Annotated in this window: 16 protein-coding genes; 6 read left to right on the top strand and 10 right to left on the bottom strand. The window is 40.3% G+C overall.

What is annotated here, in order from left to right:
• Positions 1-35: 35 nt before the first annotated feature.
• Genes ABIE50_RS06830 through ABIE50_RS06815 form a run of 4 tightly spaced genes read right to left on the bottom strand, consistent with a single transcriptional unit; the run spans position 36 to position 3,279 of the window.
• Positions 36-1,067 carry a hypothetical protein gene (locus ABIE50_RS06830; protein WP_209866709.1) on the bottom strand — a complete coding sequence of 344 codons (1,032 nt, stop codon included), beginning with the start codon at positions 1,065-1,067 and terminating at the stop codon, positions 36-38.
• A 16-nt stretch (positions 1,068-1,083) separates the two neighbouring features.
• Positions 1,084-2,100, bottom strand: coding sequence for a thiol-activated cytolysin family protein (locus ABIE50_RS06825; protein WP_209866707.1), 1,017 nt, complete (start codon positions 2,098-2,100; stop codon positions 1,084-1,086).
• An 11-nt stretch (positions 2,101-2,111) separates the two neighbouring features.
• Positions 2,112-2,900 carry a thiol-activated cytolysin family protein gene (locus ABIE50_RS06820; protein ID WP_354027904.1) on the bottom strand — a complete coding sequence of 263 codons (789 nt, stop codon included), beginning with the start codon at positions 2,898-2,900 and terminating at the stop codon, positions 2,112-2,114.
• Entirely contained in the window at positions 2,845-3,279 is a 435-nt protein-coding gene (locus ABIE50_RS06815) for a hypothetical protein (RefSeq protein WP_354027903.1), read from the bottom strand. The genes ABIE50_RS06820 and ABIE50_RS06815 overlap by 56 nt, the downstream gene beginning before the upstream one ends.
• Before the next feature lie 535 nt (positions 3,280-3,814).
• On the opposite strand from ABIE50_RS06815, the gene ABIE50_RS06810 reads away from it, so the two are divergent.
• From ABIE50_RS06810 to ABIE50_RS06795, 4 genes are all read left to right on the top strand, one after another.
• Positions 3,815-4,045 carry a PAS domain-containing protein gene (locus ABIE50_RS06810; protein ID WP_209866703.1) on the top strand — a complete coding sequence of 77 codons (231 nt, stop codon included), beginning with the start codon at positions 3,815-3,817 and terminating at the stop codon, positions 4,043-4,045.
• A gap of 210 nt (positions 4,046-4,255) precedes the next feature.
• A complete protein-coding gene (locus tag ABIE50_RS06805; protein ID WP_354027902.1) occupies positions 4,256-4,555 on the top strand; it encodes an SDR family NAD(P)-dependent oxidoreductase in 300 nt (99 codons plus the stop codon).
• Between the two features lie 187 nt (positions 4,556-4,742).
• Positions 4,743-5,642 carry a helix-turn-helix domain-containing protein gene (locus ABIE50_RS06800; RefSeq protein WP_209866700.1) on the top strand — a complete coding sequence of 300 codons (900 nt, stop codon included), beginning with the start codon at positions 4,743-4,745 and terminating at the stop codon, positions 5,640-5,642.
• Between the two features lie 100 nt (positions 5,643-5,742).
• Positions 5,743-6,537 carry an SDR family oxidoreductase gene (locus tag ABIE50_RS06795; protein WP_209866698.1) on the top strand — a complete coding sequence of 265 codons (795 nt, stop codon included), beginning with the start codon at positions 5,743-5,745 and terminating at the stop codon, positions 6,535-6,537.
• A gap of 429 nt (positions 6,538-6,966) precedes the next feature.
• Here the strand turns inward: ABIE50_RS06795 and ABIE50_RS06790 are convergent, their stop codons facing one another.
• From ABIE50_RS06790 to ABIE50_RS06765, 6 genes are all read right to left on the bottom strand, one after another.
• On the bottom strand, positions 6,967-7,536 hold the full coding sequence (locus ABIE50_RS06790) for a Crp/Fnr family transcriptional regulator (RefSeq protein WP_209866697.1): 570 nt from the start codon (positions 7,534-7,536) through the stop codon (positions 6,967-6,969).
• A 5-nt stretch (positions 7,537-7,541) separates the two neighbouring features.
• Complete coding sequence (locus ABIE50_RS06785; RefSeq protein WP_209866695.1) at positions 7,542-8,348, bottom strand: SDR family oxidoreductase; 807 nt, start codon at positions 8,346-8,348, stop codon at positions 7,542-7,544.
• 370 nt (positions 8,349-8,718) lie between these two features.
• Positions 8,719-9,480, bottom strand: coding sequence for a hypothetical protein (locus ABIE50_RS06780; protein ID WP_209866693.1), 762 nt, complete (start codon positions 9,478-9,480; stop codon positions 8,719-8,721).
• 247 nt (positions 9,481-9,727) lie between these two features.
• Positions 9,728-10,441, bottom strand: coding sequence for a hypothetical protein (locus ABIE50_RS06775; RefSeq protein WP_209866691.1), 714 nt, complete (start codon positions 10,439-10,441; stop codon positions 9,728-9,730).
• 1 nt (position 10,442) lies between these two features.
• Positions 10,443-10,937, bottom strand: a complete 495-nt coding sequence (locus ABIE50_RS06770; protein ID WP_209866689.1) for a hypothetical protein — start codon at positions 10,935-10,937, stop codon at positions 10,443-10,445.
• Positions 10,938-10,956: 19 nt separating this feature from the next.
• Positions 10,957-11,343 carry a hypothetical protein gene (locus ABIE50_RS06765; RefSeq protein WP_209866687.1) on the bottom strand — a complete coding sequence of 129 codons (387 nt, stop codon included), beginning with the start codon at positions 11,341-11,343 and terminating at the stop codon, positions 10,957-10,959.
• Positions 11,344-11,633: 290 nt separating this feature from the next.
• Between ABIE50_RS06765 and ABIE50_RS06760 the strand changes: the two genes are divergently transcribed.
• Both ABIE50_RS06760 and ABIE50_RS06755 read left to right on the top strand, forming a co-directional pair.
• The gene (locus ABIE50_RS06760; RefSeq protein ID WP_209866685.1) at positions 11,634-13,604 is read left to right on the top strand and encodes a sensor histidine kinase; all 1,971 of its coding nucleotides are present in this window, start codon (positions 11,634-11,636) and stop codon (positions 13,602-13,604) included.
• Positions 13,570-14,205, top strand: coding sequence for a response regulator (locus ABIE50_RS06755; protein ID WP_209866683.1), 636 nt, complete (start codon positions 13,570-13,572; stop codon positions 14,203-14,205). The genes ABIE50_RS06760 and ABIE50_RS06755 overlap by 35 nt, the downstream gene beginning before the upstream one ends.
• Positions 14,206-14,209: the final 4 nt, after the last annotated feature.

The following is a 14,209-nucleotide window of genomic DNA, read 5'->3' as shown; positions in this document are numbered from 1 at the left end:
AATCCTCCATAAGTGCCTTTTATTACTTTTTTAAATCACTGTCTTATTATATCAATTTGAGCAACTCCCTTATACGGAGAAAGATCCTTAACGCCTCGAACAAAAAATGCTATTGGATCTCCCAATGAAGTAGTAGTCCTAATAGTATTGTAAACTTCTTTAACAATTTCAGCATTATTCGTTGTGGGTATTTTGGCATCTTGATAGCCTTGTAGGAAATATCCAATTTCTCCATCTTGCAAAACCTTTTGTTCTTCTAAACTAAGCGATTCCCCTTTTCTCAGCTTTACAATAATAGCTTGAGCCACATCATATGCGGCATCGCACATAAAAGTAAGAACTCCTCTTTTCCCAATATCAATCTGATTGACATAGCTCAAAGTATCTGCTTCTATTTGTTGTGCATATTTCTCCTTATCAATCAGCTGACCTTTTCTTGGTACTCCAATGGAAACACTACAATCCACCGTTTTAAAAAGATATACTATGCCGGTTTTTCTACGTTTAGATTGCCTATTATTAATCGTAAGCCAGTTTTCCACAGGTTGTTTTTTATAACCGTTTACTAAAACAAGGTCACTATAAGTTGAGAACGCCCTCCCTTCACCATCTATAGAGGCGCTTATGAACGGCTTAGTATTCTTCGCTTTGTAGTAATTTATTACAGATATAAAATTTTCATACGATGGATTAAATTCCTCACTGCCAATGTCAGCAATGGATAAAACTACAGGTTGATATTCAAAATAATTATTCTGCCACTCTATTGCCAACAGTTTACTATTACTTACAATGGCTCCGGGAAATATCTTTTCTTTGGATAAAGAATGCAAAACAAATTTCGGCCCAATTTTTATTTGAACCGTATGGTTAATACCATCTTTCCAAACCGAGTCTTTTATTAACTCATCGGCATTAATCAATTCTGTAATTGGTGATAACATTGTTACTGAATCTATAGGCAATGGAGATATTACTGGCTCGATGCGGTCATTCTCTCTCCCACAACTCATCAGCGAAACGAGCCCGCCAACTACTATCATGTTTTTCATAAAGAACTTTAACATACAAGTAATTTTTATCTTAATACAAAAATGTAACAGGCGAAAAATTCTTTAAATAACGCATTGAAAAGAAAATGGGCACTCCAGGATTATCTACGCTTGGTTGAATATCTCCACTTGTAATAATAGAGGATAAGCTATTGTACCCTATAACTGAAAGTGCGCCTGAGGATCCACTTCCACCGATAATATATATCCTGATTATTGATTCATTGATTACATCAATTTCATGTTTTGTAACCGTCTCCGTCATTTTTTTAAATAGCTTTTTAGTTACAGAACTATAAACACTTGACAATTCTTCGTAGGAGTAATTAGACTCAACTGTTATAACTCCCATTCTGCCATAAGTAATACTATTAATATATACTGGATCCATGTGAGCAGCAACCATGCTATCAATACTTATTTTTGACAACAATTCATTTGCCCTGGGCAAATTGGTTGTAGTTGAATAGTATGTCTGAATAAACTGTAATACCAACCCCGTTTGTTTAGAAATACTTTTTTCAGTATTAGTTATGCTGCTACTTGAACTAGAAAAGAATTTGGATGTTTTTTTTGACGTTGCAAATTCATTATTCAAGCTGTCATAGTTAGTAAACGGCCTATAGGAATATTCAAAACTACCAGATTGAATTATAGTTGGGTCTTCATAAAACAGATCTCTTATTTTCTGTCTGTATGTTGACAGGCGTGGTCTTTCTAAGATAGTTCCGGCCATCGCTTTTGCATTGAATGTTCCTGTTATAACGATTGGCAGCTTCGTATAGCTGCCAATTGGAATATAGCTCTCATTTTGTATAAGCTCCTGTCCATTTAAGATCGCTCCCAGGTATATAAAATCACTATTCTCATCAGTCACGTATTGCCGGATCCGCGGGCCCTCAGTAGCAGTAGCAGGTGGCTGAACCATCGCCATCAACCAGGTGTTTTGTCTATTATACCCTTCTTTATCTATTGTCTTTTTTTGACAACTGGTCAAAAAAAACATCGTGAGTGCTACAGAAATTAAAAAGACATATCGATGATACATAGTACAGCCCATTAATTATTCATATCAATTTTGAATATTGATTTATAAGGTGACAGATCACTTAAATATCTGGCTGTAAAAGAAATAGGAATTCCATAATTATCTCTTGCAAAAGCACCTCCGAGCTTGATAAAATCTACGAAACCCTGAAATCCATCTATAGCTTTAACAGCATAGGTTCCATCGCCGCCGGCTATAAAGATTTTAATCTCAGCTTCGTCAATCATTTTCACTTTATTCACATCAATATTGGCGCTTATTCCATTTGCTTTGTCTTTACCAAATTTTATAGCCGCTTTAAATGCAACACTTAACGAGTCATAAGAATAATTCGATTCTGCCAACATTATACCCAAGCGGCCATAAGTAACGCTATTAATGTAAACAGGAGAATATTTAAAAATACTTTGATCAGCAACTTTATCTATTAATTGCCCTTTACGTGGCAAATTCATAGTCAATGTAAAATTTTCCTGGAGGAATTTCGCCGTTAAAGCAGTCGTTTTCTTCACCTTCTCTTTATCAAATTTGGCGCCTACAGTCAGGAATGTACCAAGGTTAAAATTGATACCGAAAGACAGCTTCAGCTGACTATAATTTGTAATTTGGCTCATTTCATAACTGAAACTTTGGAATTGCTTGCCCAACATATCACTTTGCTCAAGCGCACTATTGATAAATTCTTGAGTAGTGGCTGTACTTGGGAGTAACGTATCTGAAACGTTCTTTGTCGGAAATGGAACACTAACTACTACCGGCAGAGGGGTATAATCCCAATCGGGTTGAAATGGCGTATACAACAGCGTTGATAGCGATTCTCCCTTTAAAAATACTCCCTGGAAATACAATATCTTTACTTCCTTCAGTCACCGTTTGTTTAATGGATTCTGCTAACAACGACTGGCCTGTACCGTTTGCCCACATACTATCTCCAACAATTGTTGAACTTTTTTTACCTTGATTTACAAGACTCAATAGCGATTGAAATTGTGTCGGAGAAGAATAAATTTGAATTGGACTTTCCGGAAATTTTTTCAAATGGCTAAACTGTGAAAGAAGATCACTTTCCGCAGCTGATGTTATGGGAGTTTCAGAATTCCTAAAGTCCATTTTCTTCGAACATGATGTAACAACAATACATCCTATGGAGATGGTTGCAAAAAGTGCTTTTAGTTTCATTTTTTATGATGGGTTTATATGGAAGATTAATTATGGTTGTTAAAATGGGTTAAAGGGGGTTAAATCCTCATATTATGCTACACTCATTACCTGACCTTCTTTTGTGTATCAGGAACATCATTCTTTTACAGTTATAAAACAGAACACTTCCTGCAACCATAAAAAGGTCCATAGAAGTATATTTTTTTCATGAATAATAGAGTTAAATATATCAAAATAATAATATACAAATCAGGTTAATCGAACATCACCGTAAAGAGACCTCCATATCGATTTTTTACCCTCCTGAATCATGATTTTTTTATGAACCACATTTTAAAGCTTGAAGGATTGGATTTCATAGTTAAGATAATTAGAAGTATCAACACGGTAAGACTGCCGGTGATCAATACGATCACTCGCAATTATTTCAAAATAATAATTTTACTAATTAAGATAAACTTGTCCAGTTACGCAAAGAGATTGTCCAAAATCGGACAATCTGTATTTTTATAACCATGGATCCCTTATTTTTATAACAGCCCCCTTCAGACCCATGGCCATCATAAGCACGGCACACATACCAGCTTTTGAGCTGCTCTTCAACCATGCTACCCAGGGCATACTCCTGGCAGACGGGGCCGGCCTGATAAAGGCCGCCAATCCATGTTTCCTGGAATGGAGCGGCCATACGCCCGAAAAAGTGCTGAACAAGCCGACAGACAGCCTGCTGGCAGGGATATCTGGTCATCGCTGCGTTGCAAAAATGGGCAGGTCATCCCCGTGAAAGTGACCAGCACCTCTTACCTGCAGGAAGACCAGCACTACCAGGTTTTGTTTCATTACCGACCTTTCCGCACAACAGCACTTAATGAGTTAAATCTTTTCCTGGATACTGAGGGTACTTTTTTTAGTATTTGCTTGAAACTATGTAAAATCGCTTAAAGGAAGTGACAAGCAATCCTAAAAGCGTATTACCAGGGTAGGCTCTCTTTCATTGCAAAGTGATCCGAACTGGCCAGCATACGATTATGCAAAATATGCGGTTTATGGGGCATCAAAAGCGGCGCTGAATATGTATACCGTTCATTTGGCTTACGAACTGTGTGATACACCCTTCAAAGTAAATGCAGTTTGCCCGGGATATACCAGTACTGATTTTGCCTTTAACAATGGTGGCCCCCTAGATGCCGTGGCAAGCCGGATTGTAAAGTACGCATTGATTGACCAGAACGGTCCAACCGGTAAATTTTTCAGTGAAGAAACTAATCCTGGAACAGGGGAAATTCCCTGGTAAATTATTACCCCAGAAATTCATACTTATAATATCGACAGCTACATTGCACAGTTTAAATTTCGCTTAATCTCTTCAGATACCTTAGCAGATGTTTCAGGTTTTGTACCGTAAGTTTCCCTGGTAACCTCATCTGTTTTTGCTATCCTGCACATTGCCTACTATGATTTTATTTTCGTAATATCATATTATGATCCAGTTGCAGACCATAGAAGATTTTTATAAAGAACGGTTCGAATCAATTCCGGATAGTTTCAAAGCAGAAATAGGTCATTTTAACGTATTCAAATTTGACTCGGTGGAAGGCTGTGGTTTGAAACCTATTCCGTACAATATAAGAGCATATTTCAAAATCTGTCTGATAGCAGGGAGAAACCAGGTTCATTACTCTGACAAAAATTTTAACATCGAAAAGCAGGCCCTGCTGTTTTCCAATCCCCGCGTTCCTTACAACTGGAAACATATTACCGAGGAACAGCGGGGTCATTTCTGCATTTTTACGGCAAATTTTTTCCATCATTTTGGCAATCCGGAAGATTATTCGGTATTCAAGCCAGATGGAATGCCCGTCATTGAACTTAGTGACGAGCAGGCGCATAAGGCAGCTCAACTTTTTGAAGACATGTATACTGACTGGATATCTGACTACGCATACAAATACGACAGAATGCGGGTTTTAGTCTATGAGCTGATACACCTCGCCGTAAAAGCGCAACCAATTAAAAGTGCTGAGCGTAGGCTTTCCAGTGCTTCTGAAAAGATTGCCAGGCAGTTTATCGAACTTTTGGAACAGCAGTTCCCAATAGACGATGGTAATGCTCCGATGCGCCTGCGTTCTTCCTCCGATTTTGCCAAGCGGCTGTTAATTCATGTGAACCACCTGAACAAGGTATCCCAGGAAGTGCTGCATAAGCCGACCTCAGTGATCATACAGGAAAGGATTTTGTTAGAGGCCAAAATATTATTGAAGCATACAGATAAAGCTGTTTCAGAAATTGCATTTGCTTTGGGGTTCAAGGAGAAAACACACTTCAATAACTTCTTTAAAAAATATACGCAGCTTACCCCTACCCAATTCAGGAGTATTTGATTTTTGTAACAATTGCATTGTTTTTCGTTACCCTGCTTTGTTGTTTGCAAACGACCTTTGCTTCATTAGTTCATTGTATCACATCAGCAAAGACAACAAAATGCAAAACAAACAAAATGAGCACAAGGACCTCACAGGCAAAACGGCTTTAGTAACAGGAGGAACAAAAGGTATCGGAAAAGCAATTGCAGACAGATTACAACAGGCAGGGGCTAAAATTATTGTCACGGCCAGAAACCCGCCAGAAGAAAGCAATTCTGATCATCATTTTATTGCAGCGGATCTAACACAAGCGGAGCAGGTAACGAAGCTGGCACAGGACATTAATGAAAAGTTTGGAGGGATTGATATATTGGTTGATAATATCGGCGGACTTACCACTCCGGGTGGCGGATTCAGTGCTTTGACCGATCAGCATTGGGAGAGTGAGCTTCAATTGAATCTGCTCGCTGCTATACGGCTGGACAGAGCCCTGTTGCCTAAAATGCTTGAGCAAAAAAGCGGTGTTGTCATTCATATGTCTTCCGTTTCCGGTATGCTTCCTCTGTGGCAGCATAATATGGCCTATGCAGTTGCCAAGGCCGCCCTGAATAGCTATAGCAAAGCATTGGCGAATGAACTTGCCGGTAAGGGAATAAGGGTATTAACAGTATCTCCGGGAGCAACTAAAACACCGCCAATGGAAAAATTCATACAGCAAATTGCCAGCTCCTCAGGACTGACACCTGATGAGGCTCTCCAGCATTTAATGCGTGAAATTGGAGGCATACCGATGGGCAGGATGGCAGAGCCAAACGAGGTTGCATCGTTGGTATATTTTCTAGTATCACCTGCCGCTGCTTATCTTACCGGTGCAAATTATCTCATCGACGGAGGGGCATTGCCCGTTGCTTAATCATCTTCTTTAGGTAGTAGGAAAAACCGTGGCGTTGATCCAAGGCTATTAAGTTAGTGTATATGGAGTTGTATATTCATTTTGGCAAGAAAATATAACCCTTGTTACTCGCTCATATCTTTCACATATAAAGTGATTCGGGTTTTGATCCATAGGGCTATTCACACAGCATTCAGCTAAGAATGTTTAAGTAAAGAAACCCGCGTAAATCTGGTATTTGCACGGGTTTCTTGTTTTTTTCAGATAGATAAACTTTAAAAAGTGAGCGTTATGGTCAGCAGATATACAACATACATTTGCTAACCTCATTGCATTGGCATGAGGTGCTGATCCGACTTTTACTTAAATCCCTTCCATTCAAATTGTCCGTTCTGATTAACTATAATTTTTGTAACGATACCATTCTCCCACGCCAGGACTCCATAGTTTCTAGCGAATATTTCTTCTTATTCTGCTTAACGAAGTTGGCGTAATTCCCAAATATGAGGCAAGATATATAAGCGGAATTCTATTGGCCAGATTCGGAAAGTTTTTAAGGAAATTCAAGTATTTTGTTTTCCCGTCCAGCATGACCATTGGCTGCACCATATGAACTTTATCCAATAATGTTTTGATGGTAATTTTATTGATAATCGCATTCCAGTCAATAATAGTCGTAGAGAGCTCCTGCCAATCTTCAAAAGTAAATGTAATCAATCTGCAGTCTGTAACAGCCCGTATATAGATCATTGAAAGAATTTTGTGGTTGAAACTTTCCAAATCAACCACAAAATGATCCTCACATATAAAATGGTGAACAGTTTCTTCCCCTTTGTTATTATAATAACAAATCATTAAAACGCCTTCCTGAACAAAAGCAATTTGTCGGGCTATTTTCCACGCCTCGGAAAAATATTCATTCTTAGATAATAATTTTTCTGAGGCCCGGGTTTCAATCAGATCTATTTGTTTTTGATTCAGTTGCCCGAATTGCAATAAATAGTTAATTAACTGTTCCATAGCTCCTACTGTTCAAAAATGGATTTACTCCTTGCATCAATTAGAACATCTATTCCGTCTTCTTTCAACGATTGATATCTTGTATTTGCGTCATCACCTGCAAAGTAATGCAATTGTTTTTTCCCGTCGGTCACAGCCTCATAAACAATTATTGCAATATCTTCCGGATTATCTGCGTTTGTTCCTGCTTCTGAGTTAGAAAATGTGTTAATGACTTTCTCCAGGTTTTCCTGGTAAGCAGGATGAAGTGCAATTTTGGCATTTTCAACAAAATTAGTATTCATAAAGCTGGGGACTATAGTTTTAATCCTGATCCCTATGCGATCTAATTCATAATACATTCCTTCTGTCCAGGCTTCCAATGCAGATTTAGTTGCACTGTATACAGCCATGAATGGTTCGGGGATATAGGCGCCCAAAGATGTTGTCGTAATAACTAATCCTTCTTTCCTTCCTCTGAAATAGGGAAGTAAAGCTCTTGTAACTCGGATTGTACCTTGCAGGTTGGTGTTGAGCTGATGATCTAATTGTTCATCTGTTATAGCTTCTAATGCTCCTGCCAAAACATAACCCGCATTATTGAACAATACATCTATGGGACTGATTTTTTCAGCTTTTCTTATCACTTCAATAACTTGTTCCGGGTTATTAACGTCTAACTCCAAAAGGTATACGTTGGGCAACTGCGCAAGTTCTGTCCCTTCAATATTTCTCATGGTTGCAATTACCGTCCAACCTTTTTTTGAAAACAACCTTGCCGTAGCTCTTCCCAATCCCGATGATGCTCCTGTAATAAAAATTGTCCTGTTCATTTTAAGTGATTTTAATTTCTATTACAAAAGACAATAATAAAATAGACGGAGGACTTGTCATTTGGTAAGAAATGGTTTTAACGGGGTTGAAATTCTTTCGGCCGGATCACGGGCAATCATAGCGCTTCCGGGTGTTTCATATCTTCATAATTATTGACAACCATTAAAAGACCTATTGATTCATGGTCTATCGCTGCATTTGTGATGGCTTCTTTTGCGGCCAGGTACTCATACCCAAGACAAACAATCCTGGCGGAGCATATCTCAGCTGCTCTACTGATAATTGCTTTAAACGGAGATGATGATCATTGATTGATAGAAAGCCTCTACCCAATGGCAGAGGCTTTCTTCTTCATTCTACCGGCATGGATTACTGGCAGAAAGGCACACCAGGATATCCGTTGGCATTGCTGTTAACACCCATAAAGGTATTGGTGAGGATGTCGTAACGGGCATACTGGCTACCGTTAAAGATGTATAATTGCGGTGTAGGATAATGCCAGGTATCAACATAAGTTGCATCGAAGGTACTGAAAGGCACTCCCGGATAACCATTCGCAATGCTGTTTAAACCCATGAAAGTATTTGTCGGGATGTCGTAACGGGCATACTGCGCGCCGCTGAACAGGTACAGCTGCGGCGTTGCATAATGCCATGTATCAACATAAGCAGCGTCGATGGAGCTGAATGGAACGCCAGGATAACCATTGGCAATACTGTTAAGGCCTTGGTAAGTATTCGTCAGGATATCATACCGTGCATATTGATTACCTTTAAAGATGTACAGCTGCGGCGTTGCATAATGCCACGTATCAACGTAAGTAGCATCAAAACTACTGAAAGGTACACCTGGATAGCCATTGCCAATACCATTAAGGCTTTTATAGGTATTCGTCAGCACATCATAACGGGCATACTGGTTGTCATGGAAAATATACAACTGTGGTGTGGCGTAATGCCAGGTATCAACATAAGTAGCACTATAACAGGAACCTGCTGCCTTGGTGCTAACACCCGACTTTAATGTAGTGGCTGTTTCTGTAGATAACGAATCTTTCATGTTGCTTTTCTGGCAGGACTGGTTAACAAATGCCAGTGATCCTCCGAGGATCAGTACAAACAGTTTTTTCATGTTTGAGGGGTTTGGGTTTTAATTAGTAAATAAAAGTTCTATTGGGTTATTAAATACTGCATCAATAGACCACATAAGGCATGTGGTAAGGTTAACGATATCATGATTTCAGTGAAACGAAACTAATTAAAACCCGGAAAAAATAGAAAAGGATTTTCTACTGGATAAGTAGAAAATCTAAGCAAAAACATTAGTATTAATATTCCTGATTGATAACTTCTAATCAGGTAAGATAATTACCACCCGGTTACTTCATACTAAACTTCGATTTAAGAAACTGATCCAGGTCTGCTATATATCCATCAAAGAAAGTTTCAATGATTTTTTTATTATTTGCATTTACGACCTTTCCATCCGGATCAAAGATGCTGTCGGGATAAGCCAGCTTATAATTGATTTTACGTGAAGTTGCCTGTCCTAAAAGGCCGCCATGCGGCGAAACAGCGCTTTGTGTACGGCCATCAGTGGGCTGTATAAATTTAAATTCATTAAACGGTACATCCTGTTCGGAAACTACGTCATCTCCGGGGCTGATACGCAATTTTGCATCGAAAACAGAAGCATATATTTTGGAGTTACCTCCGGCGCGGATGGAAATATATCCTTCTTCGGGTACCGCAAACATATAGATAAGCCCGGTGAGATCGGCAAAGCAGTTTTGCTTGTTACCGATGGTGGCAAAATCGCGGTAAACCACAACGGTACCACCGTTGAGTATCGTATCAATCTTCAGAGTGGGACGGTTTTTCAGGTACTCCAGGATACCTTCCAAAAGCTGCCGTTGTTTTTTGCCATTATAGGAAAGCTTCACATCATACTGGCCATTGAGGGGCTTTATCATCCCATAATTTCCATATGTTCCTTTCTCAATAACCACCTCAAAGTACTTACCCTGTGAGTGCCCGGAAAAAGTTAAGATCAACAGTGTAACTGTAAATATTGCTTTAAATACGTTGTTCATATCAGAAGTAGTTACCGGACCGAGAGCTGTTTATGTTATTGTCTACTTTAGTAACAATGCCGTTTTTATCTACATATAAAGTAGTGGTTTCAACATACTGGCTGGCCCACCGTGTATCTTTTGTCTGCACTGTTTCCGAGTTCACGGCCTGTCCGAAAACATTATATCCTGTAATGGTATATCCCGGGGTATAGCTACCTCCCGAATAATTGGATACTTTTTCATACACCACCACCTGGCCCCCGCTTCCATCGGGGAAAGCTTTTGTAGGAGCGCCCCATTTTTTGTAAATATCAGTCAGGCTTACTCCCACCCATGAATTCTTCCAGTTCTCCCTATTATAAATACCTCTTTGAAAATCCGCATAATATTTATCATCCTTATAACGCTGCTCCAGCGCTTCTTTCATTCTCTTCTCTAACTTTGCCTGTGCACCTCCGGTAAAAGAAAAAAACATCAGAACAATTACAGCGGATATATATTTCAGGTATTGCATGAAAAGCTGTTTTGTCGCATTAAAATTTATACGTAAGAAGAACAGATAATACCGTACCCGGACTGGCCGTTTCTTCTTTCTTCAATACATCATCTACATAAATTCCCACCTTCAGCGTGGAAGCATTACCGGTACCGGTTCCATTTACCACAATGTTAGCATTATATGCGCCGGCGGGAGCTGTAAGCTCAGGGCTGGTCCATGAAGTACCACTAAGATTGGTGGCGGTATGAGCGTCGCCATCTACCCCATAGGAAGCAGTGCTAATACTCCCCCCAGCCGTAGCTGTAGCTTTAAACTGTACCTTGTGTGTAACGGATGTTGGATTATCATCCTTATCTTTAGAGCAGGATGATGTGAGCATTGCAGCGAACAGGATACTTACAATGGATAATTTTCTGTACATATGCTATAATTTGTAATTAGCCTACTCTGAATTAACCCGGTTTTCGGCTACCCCGTTTGTTTATGTGCAGCGCAAGCTGACTAAATTAGGCGCCTGGCGTTATAAGATGAATCTTTAAAAGCTAGAGAACAATCGCTTCAAACCTTTTATGCCAGTGCGTGGAACGAAATTACTTACGAAAACAAGAGCAGGCAATGCCGTGAAATGGTCATTTTGTATATAGCTGTTTTCAGTCATTCTTCTGATGTATCTTTATTATTATGGTTATATGTAACAACTTGCGAATTGTTATGAAACTTTTTACCCTCGTATTTATTCTTATGCTGTCTGTTACCCGGGGCAACGCCCAACAAGCGCCGGGAAGATTTGATAAAGACAGTCTTGCCCATATTCTTGAGCGGGCAGTAAATGATAGTACCAAAGCCCGTGTGAGCTTTCTCCTGTCTGATGAATGGGCAGATGAAGACTCCACGCTATCAAAAAAATATGCGCAGCTTGGAATAGGGTTCAGTAAAGGGCACCCCTTCCTGGAAGGCATTTCTGTATACTACAAAGGGCGGCAACTTGCCACCACAGCGCCCGATTCAGCCGCTAAACTTTTCATGCAGGCGGAAAGTATATTAAAGAGGTTTCCCGGCAAAGAGGCTTTACTTTTCCGTTCTATGTGCTGGCACGATTACGCACGGGTATTCCACTTCGATAAAGATGACCCTGAAACCTATGTGAACCTGCTTGTAACCCAGGCAATACCACTGGCGCAAAAGTCAGGCGACCAGCTTTACCTGGGGAAGAATTACCTCGATCTTTCCTATGGGTTTAAAAACCTGAGAGAGCATGCCAAAGCTAAAATATACCTGCAACTTGCTATTGAAACGTTACGGAACAGGCAAGGAAATACCAGCTACCTCGCTACTGCTTATCATACCTTATCAGAGAACTATTCGTTATCGGGCGATTCAGCTAATGCCGCTTTGTACATAGACAGCATGAGGGTACTGCTGGCGCCTTATCCACAGGCAAGTGAGTGGCTGGATTACTATGCAGGAGAAAGTATGCGGCTTACCATTGCCGAAAAATTTGACCAGTCGCTTGCAGTGGCAGAAAAAGGTATTGCGCTTGCGCAGCAACTGCATCAGGCATATCCCGAACAACGCCTATTGCTGCAAAAATTTTATGCGCTGTATAATAAGAAAGACCTGGTCCAGGCCCGCCGTGTAGGTCTTGATCTTTACAGCAGGCTGCCATTTATGAATACCTCTGCTAACCGGCTCTTATTGTACTATGGCATGATGGCTACCTATGAAGATCTGAAAAATATTCCTGAAGCCTTCGTATGGCTGAAACGTTATAGTTATTTAAGCGACAGTGTTGCGCAAAGCAACCTGACAACAAAGATCAATGCGCTTGAAATAAAATTCAGGAATGCAGAAAATCAACGGAAAATTGTGGAATTAAACGCATCCAATGATAAAGTAAGCTATGCCTTAAAGCGAACCGTCCTGTTAAGCTGGTCGCTGGGCTTGATAAGTGTACTTTTACTGGCAGTTTTACTATTGGGATATTTCTTTTATAAAAACAAAAAGAGGACAGCCCTCCAGCAGGAACAGATAAAGATCTCGCATGCAATGCTGCAAGGCCAGGAAGAAGAGCGGAAACGGGTAGCGCGGGATCTTCACGACAGCCTGGGAGGGTTATTGGCGTCAACGAAGATCAATCTTTCCAAAATTGCCGGCAGCGCAAATAGCAGTCAACGGCCGGAGCTGGACAATGTTATCGGTCAGATGGATACATCTGTGGCAGAACTAAGGAGGATTGCCCACAATATGATGCCTGAAATGTTATTACGACTGGGGCTGGAAGCTGCATTGAAGGATCTTTGCAATACATTTGAATCAGAAAAAACAACCGTCCGCTTCCTTTGCTTTGACATCCAGCCAAATATTCCGCAGGCAGAACAGGTGATCATTTACCGCATTGCCCAGGAACTATTAACCAATGCAATAAAACATGCCGATGCGAAAAATATACTGTTGCAATGTAACCAGCGGAGCAACAGATTTTTTATTACTGTAGAAGATGATGGCAACGGTTTCAATGAAAGTGTTCTGCATGAAAACCAGGGCATGGGCTTTATCAGTATTAAAAACCGGGTCGCCTATCTGAATGGTAAAATAGATATCCTTTCCAATGGCAATCAACCTGGTACTTCCATAAACATTGAAGTGTATGTTACAACCGAAATACAGGCTGGCCATTCTTGACGATCATCCCGTAGTGCTTCAGGGACTGGTGAATGTGCTTTCAGGGGAAGAAGCATTTGAAATTGCAGGTACGTTTACCAACGTCCATGACTTTCTTCAATTTTTCAATAGTAACCCTGTTCATGTGGTGTTACTGGATATTATCCTTCCGGACGGTAACGGGATGGACCTGTGTAAGGACATCAAAACAAAAGCACCCGATACTATTGTGCTGGCATTGAGCAACCATGATCAACGCAGCGCTGTTATGAAAATGCTGGAAAACGGCGCGAGTGGTTACCTTCTCAAAAATGCATCTATAGAGGAGCTGGTCCGTGGCATCCACGATGCCCTGCAGCACCAGATCGTATTCAGCAACGCTGTGAAAGAAATTATCGCCAGGCCGGGATTAAAGAATATGAATGATGCTCCGGTGCTTACCGCGAGAGAGCAGGAAATTTTAAAACTCATTGCTTCCGGCATCACCACCAGGCGTATTGCAGAAATGCTTTTTTTAAGCAAATTCACTGTGGAAAATCATCGTAAAAACCTGCTGCAGAAATTACAGGTAAAAAATGTAGCAGCGCTTATCAAGGCTGCCAGCCAGCATGGACTGCTCTAGTCAT

It is taken from the genome of Chitinophaga sp. OAE865 (assembly GCF_040546735.1).
Taxonomy (GTDB): domain Bacteria; phylum Bacteroidota; class Bacteroidia; order Chitinophagales; family Chitinophagaceae; genus Chitinophaga; species Chitinophaga polysaccharea_A.
The sequence above is the reverse complement of the archived record's forward strand: the minus strand, read 5'-3'. Positions and strand labels throughout refer to the sequence as shown.

What these genes read in the sequence shown, in the direction of transcription:
- ABIE50_RS06755 (WP_209866683.1), top strand. Translation starts at nt 13,570, where the DNA reads ATGTTACAACCGAAATACAGGCTGGCCATTCTTGACGATCATCCCGTA.
- ABIE50_RS06800 (WP_209866700.1), top strand. Translation starts at nt 4,743, where the DNA reads ATGATCCAGTTGCAGACCATAGAAGATTTTTATAAAGAACGGTTCGAA.
- ABIE50_RS06780 (WP_209866693.1), bottom strand. Translation starts at nt 9,480, where the DNA reads ATGAAAAAACTGTTTGTACTGATCCTCGGAGGATCACTGGCATTTGTT.
- ABIE50_RS06785 (WP_209866695.1), bottom strand. Translation starts at nt 8,348, where the DNA reads ATGAACAGGACAATTTTTATTACAGGAGCATCATCGGGATTGGGAAGA.
- ABIE50_RS06830 (WP_209866709.1), bottom strand. Translation starts at nt 1,067, where the DNA reads ATGTTAAAGTTCTTTATGAAAAACATGATAGTAGTTGGCGGGCTCGTT.
- ABIE50_RS06770 (WP_209866689.1), bottom strand. Translation starts at nt 10,937, where the DNA reads ATGCAATACCTGAAATATATATCCGCTGTAATTGTTCTGATGTTTTTT.
- ABIE50_RS06775 (WP_209866691.1), bottom strand. Translation starts at nt 10,441, where the DNA reads ATGAACAACGTATTTAAAGCAATATTTACAGTTACACTGTTGATCTTA.
- ABIE50_RS06795 (WP_209866698.1), top strand. Translation starts at nt 5,743, where the DNA reads ATGCAAAACAAACAAAATGAGCACAAGGACCTCACAGGCAAAACGGCT.
- ABIE50_RS06815 (WP_354027903.1), bottom strand. Translation starts at nt 3,279, where the DNA reads ATGAAACTAAAAGCACTTTTTGCAACCATCTCCATAGGATGTATTGTT.
- ABIE50_RS06760 (WP_209866685.1), top strand. Translation starts at nt 11,634, where the DNA reads ATGAAACTTTTTACCCTCGTATTTATTCTTATGCTGTCTGTTACCCGG.
- ABIE50_RS06765 (WP_209866687.1), bottom strand. Translation starts at nt 11,343, where the DNA reads ATGTACAGAAAATTATCCATTGTAAGTATCCTGTTCGCTGCAATGCTC.
- ABIE50_RS06825 (WP_209866707.1), bottom strand. Translation starts at nt 2,100, where the DNA reads ATGTATCATCGATATGTCTTTTTAATTTCTGTAGCACTCACGATGTTT.
- ABIE50_RS06790 (WP_209866697.1), bottom strand. Translation starts at nt 7,536, where the DNA reads ATGGAACAGTTAATTAACTATTTATTGCAATTCGGGCAACTGAATCAA.
- ABIE50_RS06810 (WP_209866703.1), top strand. Translation starts at nt 3,815, where the DNA reads ATGGCCATCATAAGCACGGCACACATACCAGCTTTTGAGCTGCTCTTC.